10 protein-coding genes are annotated in these 19,307 nt (G+C 47.7%); all 10 read left to right on the forward strand.

The features are described 5' to 3' along the window. Positions 1 to 240 precede the first annotated feature (240 nt). The 10 genes from H7F31_RS07570 to H7F31_RS07615 all read left to right on the forward strand — a co-directional run bounded on the left by H7F31_RS07570 (position 241) and on the right by H7F31_RS07615 (position 19,253). Positions 241 to 2,280: an AraC family transcriptional regulator gene (locus H7F31_RS07570; protein WP_187103632.1), complete on the forward strand. Its 2,040-nt coding sequence runs from the start codon at positions 241 to 243 to the stop codon at positions 2,278 to 2,280. Between the two features lie 143 nt (positions 2,281 to 2,423). Further along, positions 2,424 to 3,944 carry an extracellular solute-binding protein gene (locus H7F31_RS07575; RefSeq protein WP_187103633.1) on the forward strand — a complete coding sequence of 507 codons (1,521 nt, stop codon included), beginning with the start codon at positions 2,424 to 2,426 and terminating at the stop codon, positions 3,942 to 3,944. An 87-nt stretch (positions 3,945 to 4,031) separates the two neighbouring features. Beyond that, the gene (locus tag H7F31_RS07580) at positions 4,032 to 4,952 is read left to right on the forward strand and encodes an ABC transporter permease (protein ID WP_187103634.1); all 921 of its coding nucleotides are present in this window, start codon (positions 4,032 to 4,034) and stop codon (positions 4,950 to 4,952) included. Between the two features lie 16 nt (positions 4,953 to 4,968). Further along, on the forward strand, positions 4,969 to 5,838 hold the full coding sequence (locus H7F31_RS07585) for a carbohydrate ABC transporter permease (protein ID WP_187103635.1): 870 nt from the start codon (positions 4,969 to 4,971) through the stop codon (positions 5,836 to 5,838). A 16-nt stretch (positions 5,839 to 5,854) separates the two neighbouring features. Further along, the gene (locus H7F31_RS07590) at positions 5,855 to 6,940 is read left to right on the forward strand and encodes a M14 family zinc carboxypeptidase (protein ID WP_187103636.1); all 1,086 of its coding nucleotides are present in this window, start codon (positions 5,855 to 5,857) and stop codon (positions 6,938 to 6,940) included. Then, positions 6,937 to 11,616 carry a DUF4962 domain-containing protein gene (locus tag H7F31_RS07595; protein WP_187103637.1) on the forward strand — a complete coding sequence of 1,560 codons (4,680 nt, stop codon included), beginning with the start codon at positions 6,937 to 6,939 and terminating at the stop codon, positions 11,614 to 11,616. The genes H7F31_RS07590 and H7F31_RS07595 overlap by 4 nt, the downstream gene beginning before the upstream one ends. 37 nt (positions 11,617 to 11,653) lie before the next feature. After that, positions 11,654 to 12,334, forward strand: coding sequence for an L-serine ammonia-lyase, iron-sulfur-dependent subunit beta (sdaAB, locus tag H7F31_RS07600; RefSeq protein ID WP_187103638.1), 681 nt, complete (start codon positions 11,654 to 11,656; stop codon positions 12,332 to 12,334). After that, the gene (gene sdaAA, locus H7F31_RS07605) at positions 12,331 to 13,203 is read left to right on the forward strand and encodes an L-serine ammonia-lyase, iron-sulfur-dependent, subunit alpha (RefSeq protein ID WP_187103639.1); all 873 of its coding nucleotides are present in this window, start codon (positions 12,331 to 12,333) and stop codon (positions 13,201 to 13,203) included. Before sdaAB ends, sdaAA begins: the two co-directional genes overlap by 4 nt. Positions 13,204 to 13,354: 151 nt before the next feature. Beyond that, a complete protein-coding gene (locus H7F31_RS07610) occupies positions 13,355 to 13,801 on the forward strand; it encodes an OsmC family protein (RefSeq protein ID WP_087572013.1) in 447 nt (148 codons plus the stop codon). 316 nt (positions 13,802 to 14,117) lie between these two features. Further along, the gene (locus tag H7F31_RS07615) at positions 14,118 to 19,253 is read left to right on the forward strand and encodes an S-layer homology domain-containing protein (protein ID WP_187103640.1); all 5,136 of its coding nucleotides are present in this window, start codon (positions 14,118 to 14,120) and stop codon (positions 19,251 to 19,253) included. Positions 19,254 to 19,307: the final 54 nt, after the last annotated feature.

Raw genomic sequence — 19,307 nt, forward strand, 5'->3', positions numbered from 1 at the left:
TGAGAGTTGCTGTAAAGGAAGGAGTTAGAATGGGGGGAGCAGATGAAAAAGAATATATTTATTAATTCGTTGTTTGCTAAATTACTTTTGAGCTTCCTATTGGTCATCATTGTCCTTACTGTAATGAACGGAAGCGTTCTGCAGATTTTCAAACACCAGACTAAGCAAAGGATACTGCAATATAATGCAGTGAATTTACAGACGACGGTCACTCAATATGAGCGAAACTGGCAGGAAGCTGTGAAAACGCTAGTGGGAGATTTGTTATCCAATCCGACGGCGGTTCAACTTTACCGCGAGCAAAAATTCGATTATTATTCCGCGCACAAGTTGTACCGCTCGATTAGTGAAATGGTTTTGCTTCAACAGGAGTCTTATCTGGAAAACCTGATCGTAATTTACTCCAAGCATAGGATGGCCGTGGAAATCGGGGGAGTGAAGGATGCAAGAGATATGTTTGCCCATCACATGATCCATCAGCAATATGACTATCCGTCTTGGGAAAGGTATGCTGGGGCTACCCATTTTTTTGATATCCTTCCCGCGGCAAACTTTGACTCCAAACGAGGCGATCAGTTAATCAAAGCGGATAAAAGTTTGGTACCTATGTTAGTTAAAAATCATTTGTATCCGCAGATGTACGGCATTGCTTTTTTTGACACTCAAAAAATGCTCAGTCATTACCAAACCTCGATCAACGATCGACTGATGATTGTCGATGGAAACGGCGAAATTATCTTCTCGAATTTTGATATGTCGACGGAATTGTTTGCCGAGTTGCTGAAGGCCGATGATTATTTAGAAGACGGGGATCGTTATTTTTTTCATCAAAAAGGCGAATTTAGCGGACTGACCTATGTGCATGTTGTGCCAAGCGCTTGGTTGAGTTCGGAAATGAAGCAAATCAATCTCTTTATCGCGGGCATGATTTTTCTGTCTTTATTAATAGGGTTAACCATATCCTTCTGGTTTAGCCGCCGCTTTCATCAACCTGTAAAAAGTATTGTGGAAGCCCTGAAATCAAGAGAGGCGTTGCAATTAAAGGATAGCGGCATCATGGAATTCAGTTTGATCGGAAATCGAGTATTGCAAATTCAGCAAGATTTGCAAACACAGCAGTCACGGCTGGCATCCCACGCTTTTGCGAACAAGGCGAGGCGCATCCATGATGATTTTTCGGCCTTGCAGGATATGCAGTTGATCGACGAGCCGTTTCACATTCTTTTGTTCGAAATTGAATATCGCCAGGAATTCGCCGAACAGATTGCTCAGGATGAAGCTAAACCTATTTACTACATCCGTGAATTTATTGCTTGTCAATTCGATACTTGGGGAGAACGTCATTTGACGTTTCAGGTTGAGTCCAACCAAGTTGTATCTCTGATATTCGCCACGGCGGATAAGCAGGATTACTATGAGAAACTTGAAGGTTTGAAGCATATATTCGATCTGGATCGGGATGCGTATCTCATCACGATCGTTTTAGGAAAACAATATCGCTATTTCAGTGAAGTGAGCTATGCCTATGAGCGGATCCGTCAAATCGCCGCTATGCGTCATCTTGGCCTGGGAACACAGATTTTGCGTGACGAGGAGCAGCAATGGCAAGAAATTCCGTATACCTTTCAGCAGGATCAGGAGCTCCATGTGTTTCTACAAAGCGGCGATATTACCGGAATCCGTAAATGGACGTATAAAATGGTTGCTTATTTGGAACGCCATCAGGCAAACGCCCGACATTACAGGGATTTTTCCTTCAGTCTGGTGCAGCGAGTCAATCGAAGCATGCTGGCGCAAGGGCTGGAATTAGAGGCGTTGTACGGGGTGGAGGAACAATTAAGCGAATGTTATGAGCAAAATGATTATTTGCATTTTTTTTCGAGATGGCTGGATTCGCTGCAATCTATTTGCGAGAAACGGAAGGACGATTTTGATCCGATTTTGCAAGAAGTGTTTCATTATATTCAGGAGAATTACGCTGCAGAATTGACGCTGGAGCGAATGGCAGAGCGGCTTAAGCTGTCTTCGGGTTATTTGTCGGTTTATTTCAAGAGGAAAAGCGGAATGAACTTTTTGGAATATCTGAATCAAGTACGTATTGAGAAAGCGAAGGAACTCTTGCAACTGACGGAGCTGAAGGTGCAGGAGATTGGAGAAAAGGTCGGTTATACGAGCAGCAATTCTTTTTTTCGCATGTTTAAAAAGTGGACGGGCTTGACGCCGGGAGATTACCGTCGACAAATGCATGAGCAAGCGGACGGATCAAGGGAGAATTCCTAAATTTCAATGCGTGTGTCACTTTTTTATTTGAGCCTGATTGATCTGCGAAACGACGATAGAGATAAAAAACTGCCGATTTCATGCAAGCGGACTTGTCGCTAGAGTTGTTAACGAAGGCGATTTTAAAAAAGGAGGAGTAACAATTGGCAACAAACGCGATGAGAAAAAAGAGTTGGGCAGCGGGGCTGTTTTTTCTGGCAGTCGTTTTGGTTGTAACGGCATGCAGTAGCGGCAATGAGAACCGACAGGAGACAAACGCGCCAACGGCAACAAGCGATTCCGGGGGAACAAAAAAAGCGCAGACGGTCAGCGTATTTATGGAAAGCAATCAGGCTTGGCCGTTTCAGGAGAATTGGCCGATATGGGACTGGATTGAAGAAGAGACCGGCATTCGCGTAAAAGCGGATTTGGCGGTAGGAGGTCGGCAGGAGGCTTTAAATTTGGCGGTAGCTTCTCAGACTTTAGCCGATGTTGCATTTGGCAGCACGGATATCAACACCCTTGGTAGAGACGGAGCGTTTCTTAATGTAGCGGAGCATATGGATAAGCTCCCTAACCTGGTCAAGTTTTTTGAGGAGAATCCGCAACTCAAAGAAGCGGTGACGATGCCAGGAGGGGAAATTTACCTGGTTCCGCGGTTTGGCTCGCAAATTACCGATTATCGGATTTGGTTTAACCGCCAGGACATTTTTGAACAGCATCAACTGAAACAACCGACCAACTGGGAAGAATTGTATGAGGTCAGCAAGCAGCTGAAGGAACTGTACCCGGACTCGTATCCGCTTATGTTCCGTCATGGATTAAGCACGTTGGCCGTAATGGCCCCGTCCTTCGGAACAACCAACCGTGTTTACCGCGATCTGGACACGGGAGAAGTGCGATACGGACCAACCGAAGATTCGTTCAAAACTTTGGTCGAATGGATGAACCGATTCGCCGAGGATGAGCTGATTCCTCCGGACTGGCTGTCGATGGACTATAATGCTTGGCTGCGCTATATCAACAACAATCAGGGCTTTATCGCCATTCAGTTTATCGGTCAGAAAGAAATCGTCAACAATCAAGGCACCGCAGGATATTGGGAGTATTTGATTCCGATAGCGGGATCTGAGAGCAAACCCTATATCCCCAACCATTTTTCGCTTAGCGGCTTTGGGATCAATGCGCAGGCAAGCAACTTAGAAGGCGCTTTGCAGTTAATCGATTTTATGTATTCGGATGAAGGCATGCAGTTGTTAAGCTGGGGCAAGGAAGGCGTTACTTACGAGCTTGCCGACGGTCAAAAGACTTTTGTTGACGGGATCGCACAATTTACCGATTTGCGAGTGGATTACGGCATTATGACCGACGGTTCTTTTATCCGCTTTGATCCGGATGCGCTGCTGGCGTTAGTGGACGAAAAGGAGAAGGACAGCTATATGCTGAGCGAGCAATATGAGGATCCGGCGATGCATTTGCCGCCTAACTTTACGTTGGAGGAAGAAGAGCTGCTTGCTCAATATTTGCCCAACTTGCAAAAGCATCTCGATGAAAACATCAGTCGGTTTATTATTGGAAGCAGGCCCTTGAGCGAATGGGATCAGTATGTGCAGGAAATGCAGAAGCTGAATCTACAGGAAGTTGTAGACATCTATGAACGGGCTTGGAACCGGCAAAGCAGCTAAGTTTCCGTTCTGTTCGCCATGCGGGTTGCGAGGCAAATTATCGGGCAATCCGCAATGGCCGAAGCGTGAAAGTCGAGGAGCGATATCATGACAGAAATAAGGCATCTTGCTGTGGTAAGACGAGTAATCCGTGATAAATATTTATTGTTGCTGGTGGCGCCGACCTTATTGTATTTGCTGTTATTTAAGTATATTCCGATGTTTGGCATCGTTGTTGCTTTTAAGCGCTACAACTTAAGCAAGGGAGTTTGGGGCAGTGATTGGGTGGGGCTGCGTTATTTTCAACAGTTTTTCAGCAATCCGGATGCCTATGAAATAATTCGAAATACGTTTCTGCTCGGAGGATACAAGCTGTTGTTCGGATTTCCGGCTCCGATTATTCTTGCATTGCTTTTAAATGAAGTCAGAAAAAAAGCATTCAAACGTTTCGTGCAAACGGTGAGTTATTTGCCGCATTTTATTTCAACCGTTGTTGTAAGCGGAATGGTCGTTATGTTTCTTTCCCCGACAAGCGGGCCCGTCAATCAATTGCTGCAAGCGTTCGGTCTCAAGCCGATCAATTTTCTGATGCAGGCGGAATGGTTTCGAACCATTTATGTCGCCTCGGATGTATGGCAAGGCATCGGATGGGGCTCCATTATTTATTTAGCGGCGTTAACTACGATTGATCCCCAATTGTATGAGGCTGCTGAAATTGACGGCGCAAACCGCTGGAAGCAAACATGGCATGTTACGTTGCCGGGGCTTGTGCCAGCCATTGTGATTTTGCTCATTCTAAACGTTGGCAGCATATTGGAAATCGGCTTTGAGAAGGTTTTTTTGCTTTACAATCCAACTACGTATGAAACAGCGGATATTATTTCCACCTATGTATACCGGATGGGCATTATAGGCGGTAATTTCAGCTACGGAACGGCAGTGGATATTTGCATGGGGCTGGTCAGTCTGGTATTTGTGCTCGTTGCAAATTCGATTAGCCGCCGATTGACCGAAAATAGTTTATGGTAATGAAGGGGAACCAGGTATGAAAATATACAGATTCAACCCGTACACCATGGTGCGAACGTTTTTACTGGTGCTTGTTGTTGCCGTGACATTGTTGCCGTTTCTGTACATGATCAATGTTTCGCTGAGCGGAACCGGCTATGTCCTGCGAGGCGAAGTATCGCTGTGGCCCAAAGGTTTTAATCTGGACAGCTATGTGCAAGTGCTGAACGACAAGCGCATAGCGATCGGATACAAAAACACGCTGATTTACGTGGTGGCCGGAACGGCTTTGTCGCTGTTGCTTACAGCGATGGCCGGCTATGCGCTATCGCGCCGCCATATGGTCTTTAACAAGCCGATCATGGTTTTGCTGCTGGTGACGATGCTGTTTAATGGCGGCATGATCCCGACCTTCCTTGTGGTGCGCAGCTACGGCCTTGTCGATACGATGTGGGCGATGCTTTTGCCTGGCGCGATCAGCGTATGGTATCTCATTCTGATGCGCACATTTTTTCAGGCCATTCCTAATGAAATGATCGAATCCGGGAAAATGGACGGGCTAAATGACATCGGCATTTTCATCCGCCTTGTTTTGCCCGTATCGCTGCCGTCTCTGGCTACGATCGGCTTGTTTTACGGAGTGGGAATATGGAACAATTTCTTCTCTGCCTTGTTGTATTTGCGCAGCGAATCTTTGTTTCCGTTGCAAGTGTTCCTGCGGAACATCGTTATGTTGGGCCTGGACTTGGGGGACAACATCACTAGGGGAAGCGATGCGGAGGCCGTATTGCCCGAGGCATTGAAGTATGCCACTATTATCGTTTCGACATTGCCGATTATGCTGGTATACCCGTTTGTTCAGAAGTATTTTGTCAGCGGCATTATGATTGGTTCAATCAAAGGGTAACGAGGGAGGCGTATTTATGTCGTCTATAAACGGAAAGCTGCCTAAAAGCGCTATAGAGCCCAAAGAGCCGCCATCGTGGTGGCGGACCGACACCGAGAACATTGAGCATTATGTGCAGCAGCGCGTTCGCCGCGGCGAGACGGCGCAATTGGCTGTCTCTTCCGGGGGAAGCGCCATTTATCGAGTTTCTTATGGTCAAGGCGAACCGGAGCTGCGCGGCCACGCAAATTTTAATTCTGCGATCGGGTCCGGGTCGGAGGACGCGTACATTCGCAAGCGGGAACGGCGCTTTCCGGTATTGATGATATTGGCGGGCATCCATGGACATGAAGTGGAAGGCATGATTGCCGCTCTGCAGCTAATGGAAATTATTGAGCAAGGACGCGATTTGCTCGGCCGGGATTGCCGGGAATTGCAGCGAAGGCTTGAAGCGCTGCGCATCGTTATCTTCCCGCTGCTCAATCCGGATGGGCGTCGCCGGGTGCCGCATGCGGGCTGGTGCGGATGGCCGCAAGCCGAGATGACCAAATACGGGCAAGGCACGCGTCAGGACGGAACATCTTATACCTGGCGTCCTTCCAAAGGGGTACATCCTATGAAAGGGGATGTTGGCTTGCTAGGCGCTTATTTCGATGATGCCGGTATCAATCTGATGCATGATGAGTGGCCGGCGCCGATGAGCGCTGTTACGCAGGCGCTCCTTAGCGCTGTTGCGGCGGAAGGTCCGGATTTGCTGCTAAACTTGCATAGCTACCAGTTGGCTTCCCCGGCGTTTATGCCGCTAAACTATGTGCCGGTGTTTACGCAGCAAGCGCAGCAGACGTTTGCCCGCGATTTTGCGTATCCTGCGATGTTGAGGCGGGGTGCCCGTCCGGCAAGCGTGCCGCCGGTCCAGGCAGAAGGCGAATCGCCGGACAGTGTGGCGCCCTTTAACTTGACGAGCATGTGTTATCACGTAGGCGCCACATTGCCTTGCACGTTTGAATCGCCGCATGGCATAGCGGAAAATCCGCATACCTATGAGCAGCTTCACGATCTTCATCTGGGGCTATTGGAAGGCGCGGTCGATTATCTATTGCGAAACAGGAGGGAATGGGAATGAATGGGCATCGCTTTCAGCGGCAAGGATTCGCGGTTGTCGTTGCGTTTGCAATCCTCTTTACTTTGCTTGTTTCTCCATTGGCAGAAGCATCGAGCGCAAGTTCGCAGCAACAAACGTCATGGACTTGGCCCGATGGTTCGGGCGTTGTTGTTCCTTTTCGCCCTGCCGATCAACTGGTAACGACACAAAATCCGCCGGATTTCAGTTGGCCGTACATTCGGGATGCGGACAAATATGAGTTGCAGGTTAGCGAACATGAGAGTTTTGCGATTGTCAATTACGAACAAGAGCTGGATGTAAATTATTATAACTTCCCATTTACTTTCCGTAACGGAACATGGCATTGGCGAGTGCGTTACGAAAAAGACGGCGTTTATTCCGTCTGGACGGAGCCGCGTCAATTTCGAATTACCCAAGATGCCGTACCGTTCCCGGTATTGCCTGTAGATCAATTGCGTCAATTGGTTCCGACCGGACATCCGCGTGTATGGGCGACGGCAGACACCTTGGAGGCGTTTCGATCATTGGCTGACAGCACCGGGGCGGCCGTTTATGAGAACAAGCTGGCTAACGCGAATACTTACATGAATTTGCCGCTGCCGCCGGAGCCAACGGCGGCTACCCGAAACGACGGCACTCGCGATGCGAATCGGATGCTTGACACCGCTTTTATTTATTTGATAACCGGGGAAGAAGAGTACGGTCAGAGCGCGCGGGCTCAGCTGCTTAATATTGCATCGTGGGATCCATACGGCGCAACTGGCTATTCGAGCACGGATCAAGTGCATCGGGTAATTAGCTTTCGATCGGCGATGGTGTATGACTGGATTTACGATATACTTTCGCCAGCCGACAAAACGACAATTCTTAATATGCTGAAAGTTCGGGGAAATATTATGTTTGCCGACCTGGTTGAAGACGGAACGCCGATTATTGATTTTCCCTACAACGCGCATGGCTGGACTTCATACGGTTTTCTTGGCGTAATGGCCGTTTCGCTTTTGCATGATTTGCCGGAGGCGCAAGCCTGGTTTGACGCTGTCGTTCCTTCCTATATCAATTTATTGCCGACCTGGGGAGGAGAAGAAGGAGGTTGGGCGCAAGGTACAGGTTATTGGCGCGTATCAAGCATTTTTAACAAAGATTTTATGGATGTTTTGTTGTCGGCAACCGGATTTAATTTGTACGAAAAAGCGTATTCGCGGAACGAAGGGCGTTTTCCGCTCTATATGTTTCCGCATGGCTCGCCGCGCGGGACATTTGGGGACGACAGCGAAGCCAAGCCCGGAGGTTACAATGTCTCTCTGTTGAACCGCTTGGCAGATATGCAGGATGACCCGGTGCTGCAATGGGGAGCACGGGCAGTAGGCACTCCGCCGCTTGGCGATATGTATGATTATTTTTTTGGAAGCGACGATTTGGAAGCGGTTCCGCCCATCACCTGGCCCAAGGCGGCGAAGTTTGATGATACCGGCTGGGTGTCTTTGCATTCCGAATTATATGATCCAGAACGGATTTCGTTATATTTCAAATCGAGTCCTTATGGCAGCTTTAATCATAGCCATGCCGATCAGAACAGCTTTATTATTGACGCATATGGAGAATCGCTTGCTGTGGATAGCGGGTATTATGATGAATACAATACCTCTCATCATGGCGGGTTTACGAGGCAAACCTTGGCGCATAACGCCATCACGTTCGATGGCAAGCAAGGCCAGCCCGTACACGATATTGATGCGGATGGCCGTATTACGGGCTTTGTCACCCATCCTGCATTTGATGCAACAAGCGGAGACGCAACTGCCGCGTACAAAGGAACGTTAGAAAAGGCGAAACGCCACATTGTGTATGTGCGGCCGGATCATTTTGTCGTCATTGATCAGTTGGAAACAAACGATAGCAACGGTACCCAATTCGAATTCAACTTTCACGCCGACGATCGGCTTACGCTTGATCCTGACGGCAAAGGAGCGCTGGCGACCAAAGGGAAAGCCGGACTCCAACTGCGCTTTCATTCGCCCGGCGAATTGACTGCAACCGTCACTGATCGTTTTCTTAATCATGCCGGCGTCGAGGTGCGGCCCGGCGGACGTTTTGCCGCAAAGCCGGATCAGCAGCATGCCATGTTCGCAACAGAAGAAATTACGGCCACAACGCTTGTTTCGAGCCTGCAGCCTTATCGGCTGGACAGTCCCGCACCTACCGTTCAGTCATCCGTACATGGAAATTACGTACAGCTTGATTTTGAAGAAGGAACGACGGTTTACGTTCGTTTGACGGAGACAGGAATTGTGGACGCCGGAGACGTGGACTTTGACGGGGTTGCTGCGTCTGTTCGGGATGACGGAAGCGTGCTGTTAGTGGAAGGAACAAGTTTGCACCATGAGGGAATCGAATTGATCGCCAGTGACAAGCCGGTAACAGTTGCTTACGACGCCAACGATTTGTCTATTTCGGTTGCGGAAGCCGCTACAGTCGAATTATACGCTCCCGATTCCGTAAGCTTACGGAATACGGACGGCAGTGCGTTGCCGAACAGAAACCGGAACAAGGCGCTTAATCAATACGGCGTGTATTGGAAACGGAATGACAACAAGTTGAAAGTGACGATAGAAAACGGAGATCATCAGTTCAAGCTGAGCACGGACCAGCTATCCCGTCCGCTGCCCGACCGCTCGCTGGAGGTGGTCGTCAACGGGATAAGCCGCAATATTGAACTCAAGTCGGCCAAAGATTTGTACGGGCGAACGGTCTCCTGGGGGATGATTGATGTCGATGCAGGCTTTTATCGGCTGGTCGATGCACCGGATACCTTGATTTTTGAAAGCTTTGGAAGGCCGGAATTGGTTTATTTGCAGGAAGGTGCCGCAATTATGCTGCTTGGAGAATCCATGGGAGCGCTTGAGCTGGAAACGGAAAGTTTTGGTGCGCCGCTGGAAACGGTCGTTTACGAAAACTATGATCTGTTAAGGGATCATACGGCTGTTTGGAAAGAAGCGGAGACCTTTACGGCAACAAGCGGCGGAGATGCTTCCATCTATACGACGCGGCCTTTTCTGTCGGGCGGAGCAGGCATGGGCAATTGGCTTATGCCCGGCCAGCGGATTCGTTGGAAGTTGGAGGTACCGCAAAATGGCGTCTACGATTTGGTGCTTAAATATGTAGCCGGTTACGATCTCAAGCCGGGAGAAAAAACTTCCCGTTATGCCGAGATTGACGGAGAGCGTTATTATTTTGAAGCGGAGCCGACCGCCGATTACGGAACGGCGCCGGAGAGCTGGCGAGGGTTGAGGGTTCGCCTGAACAAAGAGTTGACGGCGGGGCCGATTGAATTGGAATTAACTCATACGTTCGGGCAAATGAATTTGGATTGGATCGGCTTGGCGCCTTCTTCATCGGATGTCATACCGCCGTCAACGCCAGGCAATGTTCTAGTGGAATCCGCCGAAAATGAAGAAGCCACCATAAGCTGGGACAGTGCGAGCGACAACGTAGCGGTTTCTCATTATGTGATCATGCTGGATGGAACCGTACATGGGCAAGTGACGGCTGATACCGGAGTTTACACCATAACCGGTCTGGATCCGGGAAGACGCTATGCTGTCGCCATCTATGCGGTTGACACAAGCGGCAATCGTTCGGTGGCTACAAATATTGAAATTGTCACGGAAGATACAATTCCGCCTGTATGGGGAGCCGGCGCCGTGCTTGAAACGGATCTATTATTGCCGACGATGGCGAGACTGAACTGGTCCGGTGCCGAGGACGGCGATATGGCCTCCTTGTCTTACCATGTTTATCAACATACCGGATCAGCGGGAAAACAACTGATCGCCACAGTTTCGAATTCCGTTTACGATGTAATGAATTTGACGCCATCCACCAGCTATACGTTTTCCGTGGAGGCCATGGACGGAAGTGACAATATTTCGACGGGAGGCCCATCGCTCAACTTTGATACGCCTGCAACAAATCCGTATAATGGCATTTTCGATTTCTATGATGATTGGCCGATAGGGCCTTTCTCCGGTGGCGCCTATGGTTATACAGTCGCAACGGGAACAGGAGCCGAGATAACGGTCGAGAATGTGGGGCAATCGTACGTCGGAAACCGTGCTCTGCGATTGTACGATGGCCGCTACAACCCGGCGAATGAATATGAAGCGCTCCCCCAAATTGTGAGCAGCGGACGGGCAACGCTTAGCGGAATCGTGACGATGGAAACAAAATTCAAGTTTTTGCAAGCGAATCACGCATCAGGCAATTACAATATCGATTTCCTGAGCGGCACACAGGCTGCAGCCAAATTTACGGGACTGTCGAACGGCGGTTTTGCGTATTGGGATACGGTGAATGGCGGGACGGTATTCCGGGCCATTCCGTCTTCTGGCACCTTGTTTAAATTACCGGTCGATGAATGGGTTACGGTCCGTATGGACGTAGATACAACTGCGCACACTTACGATTTGACCGTACAGGCGGAATCTCTCAAAAAATATGAAGGAGCGGTCGACGCTCCGGGCATACTGGATCGGCAGCAAGGGGTTTATCAGGTCAAGGACATCCCTTTTCTCGACAATAATAGTTTTGCTTCGGTTAACGGATTCCGGATGAATGCGACCCGCTATACCGGAACGTATTTATTTGACTATGTGTTTATGTATGAGCAGCCATAGATGTGAGCCAGCAGGCAAAGAGAGGGAATAGGGGATTATGCGTTTCAAGGACGTCTTCTCGATTATCGGTCCCAGCATGGTAGGACCCTCCAGCTCGCATACCGCCGGCGCGGTGCGCATTGGGCGCACGGCCCGGCAACTGTTCGGCAGGCAACCTGCCGAAGTGGAAATTGTTTTGTACAAATCATTCTCCTCTACTTATCGCGGCCATGGTACAGATTGCGCCTTGGCCGCGGGGTTGCTGAACTACGGTACGGATGACGCCAGAATTCGAAACGCGGTGCAGTTGGCTGAAGAAGCAGGACTGTCTATCGCTTTCCATGATGGGGGGGATGTGGCTGCTCATCCTAATTCCGTGTTGATCAAGCTGCGGGATGAGAGGCAAGAGGATGTTATCAAAGCCTCCTCCATAGGCGGAGGCAATATCGAAATTACCGGAATCAACGAATTTGACGTAAAAGCGACGATGGAGTTTCCCACTTTGGTGGTGTTTCATGAGGATCGGCCAGGCGTGCTTGGCGAAGTGACCGGTTTGCTTGGTGATTTCCAGGTCAACATTGGCTATATGGAAGTGGACCGAAAAAGCAGAAGAGGAGAAGCATTAAGCGTAATTGAACTGGATGACAGAATACAGGATGGAATGCTTTACGAATTGAGGCAACTATCTGCAATCCGGAGGGTGGCTGTCATCCATTTGACGACCGGGGGGAGCATATGAAGTTTGCCAGTTTGACGGAACTGATCGAATGTTGCCGGGGAGATGCGTTATCTATCGCTGAGTTAATGCTTGTCGAGCAGGCGAAGGAATCGGGTTGCAGCGAGTCCGAAGTGTTCGCCCGCATGGCGGCATATTACGGCATTATGAAGGAAGCCGTTCGTGAAGGCGTAGAGCGGCCTGTCCCATCGCGAAGCGGGCTCACGGGAGGCGATGCCGCCCGCGTTCATGAGTATGGTGCGAGAGGGGAGTCTTCGCTTGGAGCTGAGGCGTGCAAGGCGATGAGTTATGCGCTTGCCGTATCCGAGGTGAATGCGTCCATGGGACGCATCATTGCTACGCCAACAGCAGGATCCTGTGGCATTATTCCCGGCGTATTCGTCAGCTCGCAGGAGCGCTGGGGTTGGCACGACGATCAGCTGATTAAAGGTTTGTTTACGGCTGGTGCGATTGGGTACGTTATTGCCAACAATTCGTTTATCTCCGGGGCGGAGGGAGGATGCCAAGCAGAGGTTGGATCGGCGATCGGAATGGCTGCCGGAGCACTGACGGAGATGCGGGGCGGTACGCCCGAGCAGGCTGTCCATGCCGTTGGACTGGCGCTGAAAAACTCGCTTGGCTTGATTTGCGATCCCGTTGCGGGGTTGGTCGAAATCCCATGTATCGTGCGCAACGGTTTTGGCGCAGTGACTGCGCTGGCCGCCGCGGATATGGCGCTTGCGGGTATAAGAAGCGTTATTCCAACCGATGAGGTGGTCCAGGTCATGCACGAGATTGGGACGAAGATGCCGGAGCAGCACCGGGAGACAGCCAAAGGCGGGTTGGCGCAGACCCCCACAGGCAAACGAATTATGCGTGAGCTAACTTTGTGAATCAAGGGCTTAGTTCGCAGCACTACTACAGGAGAAGGCGAAATTGATTGACAGTAATCAAAATCAATCCTATAATACTCACAATACCTATTTGATAAGTAGGATTTAAGCATTTAGGAAATAAACCTGATCATCAAAGGAGAAATAGGACATGGCTGCTGTTCAAACATTCAAAGCAACTGCAAATTTACTAGATGGAGTTAAAGTTAAAACAAGCGTCAGACAGTTCGAGCTCATAATCGATGAACCTAAGAGTCTGGGAGGGACGGATACCGGGATGAATCCGGTAGAAGCTCTGCTTGCCTCGCTGGGCGCATGCCAATCTATCGTTGCTAGAGTCTATGCACCTAAGTTTGGTGTCAAGCTCGATGATTTTCAAGTAGACGTTGAAGGGGAAATTGACCTCGATGGATTTTTTGATAGATCCTCGGTCCGTCCGGGCTACTCCGACATCCGATATACCTTCCGGATTAAAACAGATTCACCGAAAGAAAAGGTTGATGAGTTCGTACAATTTTTGGAGAGTAAATGCCCGGTTGGAGATACGATTGCAAATCCGGTCAATCTTAAACTAAATAGCGTCATTATTGAAAATTAAGAAACCGCGCTAGAACGCGGTTGTGGGCTGTGACAGGTTGCCGAGGGCAGGCGGTCACAGCCCTTTTTGGCTTTTCGGTTTAACTATTCGGGTGGTGTTCCGCTAACTGTAACTTTAGTGAGCACGATGCCTTCGGGATTGCGCTGTTATTGGCGAACACAAGCCTATTTTACAATGTCTTATCTTTCAGTTTACATTCCGCGACATTAAATCGAATTTCTATATATTACAATTGATTTTGAACTAATTGGTATTGGCGTCTGATGTCGTCCATGCACAATTAATTCAAAACATATATATAACAGGAGTGAAAAAGTTGGAAGCTAATCAAAGCATGAAAAGAGCTTTATCGTTAGTATTAGGTTTGTTGATTGTTTTTTCAACGGCAGGTACGGCTTTTGCCAACACAACTGAAGTGCCAAGGTTTAATCCCGAAACGGACAGGCAGAGCATGTACTTTATCGATTCAGTAGCAGCATTAGTTGACTGGGAAGACTGGACAGATGAGGATATTGCAATCGTAAATGGAGCGGACCCTGCAGCTATTGGATTTACTGGGGAATATGCGGATAAAGAAGTCATTATTTATTCGGAGTCTTCAGACGGCATTGATGTTGCCAATACAGGAATTATACTTCGCAATACAGACAACTATAAAGAAAACAAGGTGTTGCGTGGCAATAAGGCACTCAAAGTCACCAATAAAGATGACATTGTGATCATGTTCAAAGTAGGTAAAAAAGATAACCAAAACTTTAATAATTATGGACATAAAGGTGTTCAGATCCCTGATCTGCCAAGACCGTATGATTGGCAATCCAAAGCCTCGGATCTTGGTTTTCATATGTGGTCCGATGGATCCGGCAGAGAAATTTCATTTACGGTAACGGACACGCAAGAGCTTCGAGGCGGAACCGTTTCCGAAGAGTTGTCTTGGAATGGTTGGTCGGATGAAGAAGGATATACGATCATGCAAATGAGCATGGAGGATTTTACGGAGTATCAGACTGATACCTTTATCAGTGAAGGCGAAGAGGGTCTGAATGGTTTGAGACCAACAGACGATCTTAATGAAGCCCTTGCCTCAGGCGTTATTGATAAAGCAGAATTTGACTACCTGATGAGGGATGTTGAATATAAAATTCATCAAATGAAGCTGGAAGGCAACGGCACTCCTTCAACGGTTTATATCGATGACATACGTCTTGTTAACGGCCCCGTCGGAGAAGATGTATTAGCGCCTGTACTTGATGAATTTTCGGCGCAACAAGCTAACGAAGAGCCTATTATTAGTTCCTATAATAGCGCAACAAACACAATAGCCGTAAAAGCATTTTTGATGGATAATAATTACTTCAATGAGAGACATGTATTCTCAGATATTGATACAAGTCATATGCAGGTTTTTATTGACGATAAACAAGTGGACAGCGATAACATCGTCATGAACCACGAGATCACGACCAAACAATATAACGAGACGCGTTTCAATGCCCAATTCAAAACGATTAATGTTCCCGATAAAATTAACGTTGACCACCTCGTATCCACATTGGAGATTTCCGGTCCTGAGGTTACGCCCGGCGTTCATAAAGTAACGCTTGCTGTTCCTGATCTTAACAAAAATGTGGCGTTTTTTGATGTTTTTGTCTGGGTTGAAAAATCAGCAGGAGCAGATGCGGAGTACATGGGTCTGAAGGATTCTTCATATAAATTAACCGATCCCATTCACTTTCAAGACGGGCAATACACCGTTAGCCTTGCAACCTATTTTGATATTCAAGCGGACCGAATTGATTTCTCAATGGAATATGATGCAAATTCATTTTCTGAAGACCTTATAACCGTGACAAAATCACCAGCTTTGGGAGATTCGGCTTTCCATTATAATGTCGACGGCGGAATCATTACGTTGAGCTTTGACAGTGTTGATATCCATGCCGACGAAGTATTGGCGGATATTACATTCAATGTTTCGAAATCAAACATTAAATATACAACAGGTAAATATGATACGGCATTAAATGATGTCAAAGAAACAAATTTTTATATCAAAAATGCAGTATCTTCGGTAGAGAAGGAAGGCAATATCCAAACGTACTACTCTTTTGATAAAGCTGCAAAAAATCACAACCCGAATACATTAGAAATCATTCGCGCTACGCAAGGAGAATTGCTGATTGTAAAAACAGAGGGAATTGCAGATGGAAACTATCGGTTAGTTAATAAATTACCGACTGAAACCAGCTATGATATAACAATTTCTAATGGCAATGTTACATTTAATGATCAGGCTGCAGCAAGAACGATAACGGATCTTGCCGAAACCAATACGCCAGAAAAGGCAAGCCCTACGGCTTCCATTCAAATTACTACTCCAGACGGTATAGAACTCACCAATACGTATGACGTCATTACAGTACCCAAATTGAATGGCGACTATATGGGCACAAAGCCATATGGGTTTATTGGTACTCACAAAGTGGATACACTCGATCGGACGAAGAGAGGCACCAGCTTCTCAATCCAATACTATACGCACTCGGATTCTGACTATACAAACGTTGAGTATATGCTGGCAAAGGATTATACCGAGGGTAACTGGAGCAAGGCCAGTACTTGGGCAGCCGATGTTTCGTATTTCTATATGAATGCCGCTAATAACAAAAGAGGTCCGTACCACGAGATTAAGGCAAATTCGGTAACGATTACAGGATTGCAACCAGGTGAAGAGTATGTATATCGTGTATTAAATGCCGATAAGACCGATTCTTCTGATGAGCATCGCTTTATTACAGAAAGCGCGAGTGATGAGTTTTCATTTATTTTGCTAGGTGATTCACAGGTTGGAGGTACAGATTCTGCCGTATATGATGAAACGTTTGGTCAAAGCTTACGTGAATCGATCGAAAAAGCAAAGGAGCTTGGCGGAAAGCCTGCTGACTTCATCATGCATATAGGGGATCTTATCGAGAATGGGACTAGTTTCCAAGAGCTTGATATCATGGTCGATATTATGGATACAATGGATTACACCTACAATTGGATGTTCGCACCGGGTAATCACGATACGACAGGAAACTGGTCAGGTGAGATGTTCAGTACGTTATTCGATTATGGACAGAATAGTTACGGAAGCAGATATAATGCCGATGAACACAACATCGATTTCACAAAGTTTGAAAGAACCAACTGGGACGGTTACGGTGTACTGCATGGAAATGTTGCGGTGGCACACATGAATTCGGATATGACCGATTACTATTATTACGGTGAGAATGTAACGACAGATCATTACTTGGAAGAGCAATTTAAAGCGATCGAACAATTTTTTGAAGAGGCAGAGAGCCAGGGCGCCACTTGGAAAATCATCAATTTCCATCAGCCGGTTTATGGTGGTACATTATCAAGATCGATGTGGAAAGTGAAGCATACCGATTATTTAACACCGGAAAACCTTGAGCGATTAAAGGTTGACTTTATTGTAGGCGGTCACGACCATAGCGTATCAAGAACGAAGAGAATCAATGACTATGGTACCTTCCAGATCAATGCGGGTATTTCCGGTCGTAAAAATTATGATACAGATACGACGCAGGGAATATGGGATTCTGCCTATGATTTATCTTTGACCGCGGAAGATGAACTGAACTACAACATCGTTGAAATTGAAGATGACAAAATGACAATTACCGTATTTGAGACAGGAACGGGTCATATCCTTGATAAGATTCAAGTCACTAAAGCGGCGGATCGAAATATTGTTGAAAATCTGCTGCCGCCAATGAGCGTATCTGTCAACCGAATTCCTTCGGAAGCCATAGCTGTTACAATTGTTTCTGCAAGTACGGCAACAGAGCTCAAAGTGCTGCCAGGACGTAAAACAGTAAGAGACTTTGACGATGCAGGCAAGGATATCACAAGCAGCAAAGCCTTTGCCGCATTTGATAATGGTGTGTATTCCATATATGCTTCAGATGTAGAAGGCCGGGAGACTATTCGTTATGTTACCATTGAGCATTCGCAGAATAATGGACAAGCTGCGCCAACCGGATTGACTTTGGAAAAGGGCGCAACATCTGCAACAGCTCAAAATGGCGCGATTGCAGGAACGACGGATGAGATGGAATATAGATTGTCAACAGCGGAATCCTGGACCCGAGCAAGTAATGAGGTTACTAGTGGTTTGGGAGCCGGCATCTATTATGTTAGATATGCATCCGAAACTGCTTTAGGTGGAATTATTGCCGAAATAGAAGTACCTGTTATTCAAGAGCCTGGAAGTCCAGGTGTCATTCCGACAGCACCGCCACTGCCTCCGGTTCAGGAGGACTCAGGACGGCTGGTAGTAGAAGAGGAACAATTAAGTGCTTCGAATGTCTCCGACAACCAAGTCAAGCTTGAACTTGAAGGAGATTTGGAAGAGCTGGTATTGCCGGGTAATACGGCGGAATTGCTAGCCAATAAGGCGTTAACTGTACAAGCCGATAATGTAGTTCTGACGATTCCGTCGGAGGTATTGAAGGCGCTGAGCGATCTCGTTGATTCGGAAGAGCTTGGCGACAGCGAGATAACGTTGAAAATCGACAAGGTGCTGGAAGACGATATTGCAAGTCTATTAGACAAGGCGAGCGAGCAATCGGGGGCAGCGGTTAAAGCTGCTGGAGAAATTTTCGAATTCACGTTCACATTGACGACCAAGGATAACAAAACGGTTTCCTTGAGCCAATTCGATGAGCCGATAAAAATTTCGCTGCTCGTGAGCCCGAACGCCGACAAAGACATCATAGGTATCTACTATATTGCGGATGATGGTATGCTTGATTATAGGGGCGGCACAATGGAAGACGGCAAGCTTGCAGCATTTGTCGATCACTTCAGTAAATACGCTGTTCTTGAGTATGACAAGCAGTTTACTGACGTACCAAGCAGGCACTGGGCTGCTTCTGTTATCCGGGAGCTTGCGGCGAAACATCTGGTAGAGGGAGTATCTAAAGATGCTTTCCAACCGGAACGTAAGGTTAACAGGGCTGAATTTACTGCCATGCTGGTACGACTGTTGGGCATTGAAGGCAAGGCAACAAATAGCTTCACGGATGTGTCCTCCAGTGCATGGTATGCAAACGATGTAGCGATCGCAGCTGAGCATGGGATCGTAAACGGCGTAGGCGGTTCGAAATTTGCACCGGAAGCACTTATTTCCCGTCAGGAAATGGCAGCTATGATCGTGAGATCGTATGAAGTTGCTACCGGCAAGAAACCATCGGAGGGAGCCGCATCTGAATTTGCGGATATCGCAGCAACGCCGGAATGGGCGCAGTCAGCGATTAACACGGCCCACTCGCTTGGCCTTGTTAATGGAAAATCGGCTACTTCCTTCGAACCGTTGCAGAACGGCACCCGTGCCGAGAGTGCGATGCTTATCTTCAACCTGTTAAACGCAATCGAATAGAAGGATTAACGTTTTAGCAGAACTGAATATAGAACAAGGACCGCCAATATGCTG

Origin of the sequence: Paenibacillus sp. PAMC21692, from assembly GCF_014303795.1 — a bacterium.
GTDB classification, from domain to species: domain Bacteria; phylum Bacillota; class Bacilli; order Paenibacillales; family Paenibacillaceae; genus Pristimantibacillus; species Pristimantibacillus agaridevorans.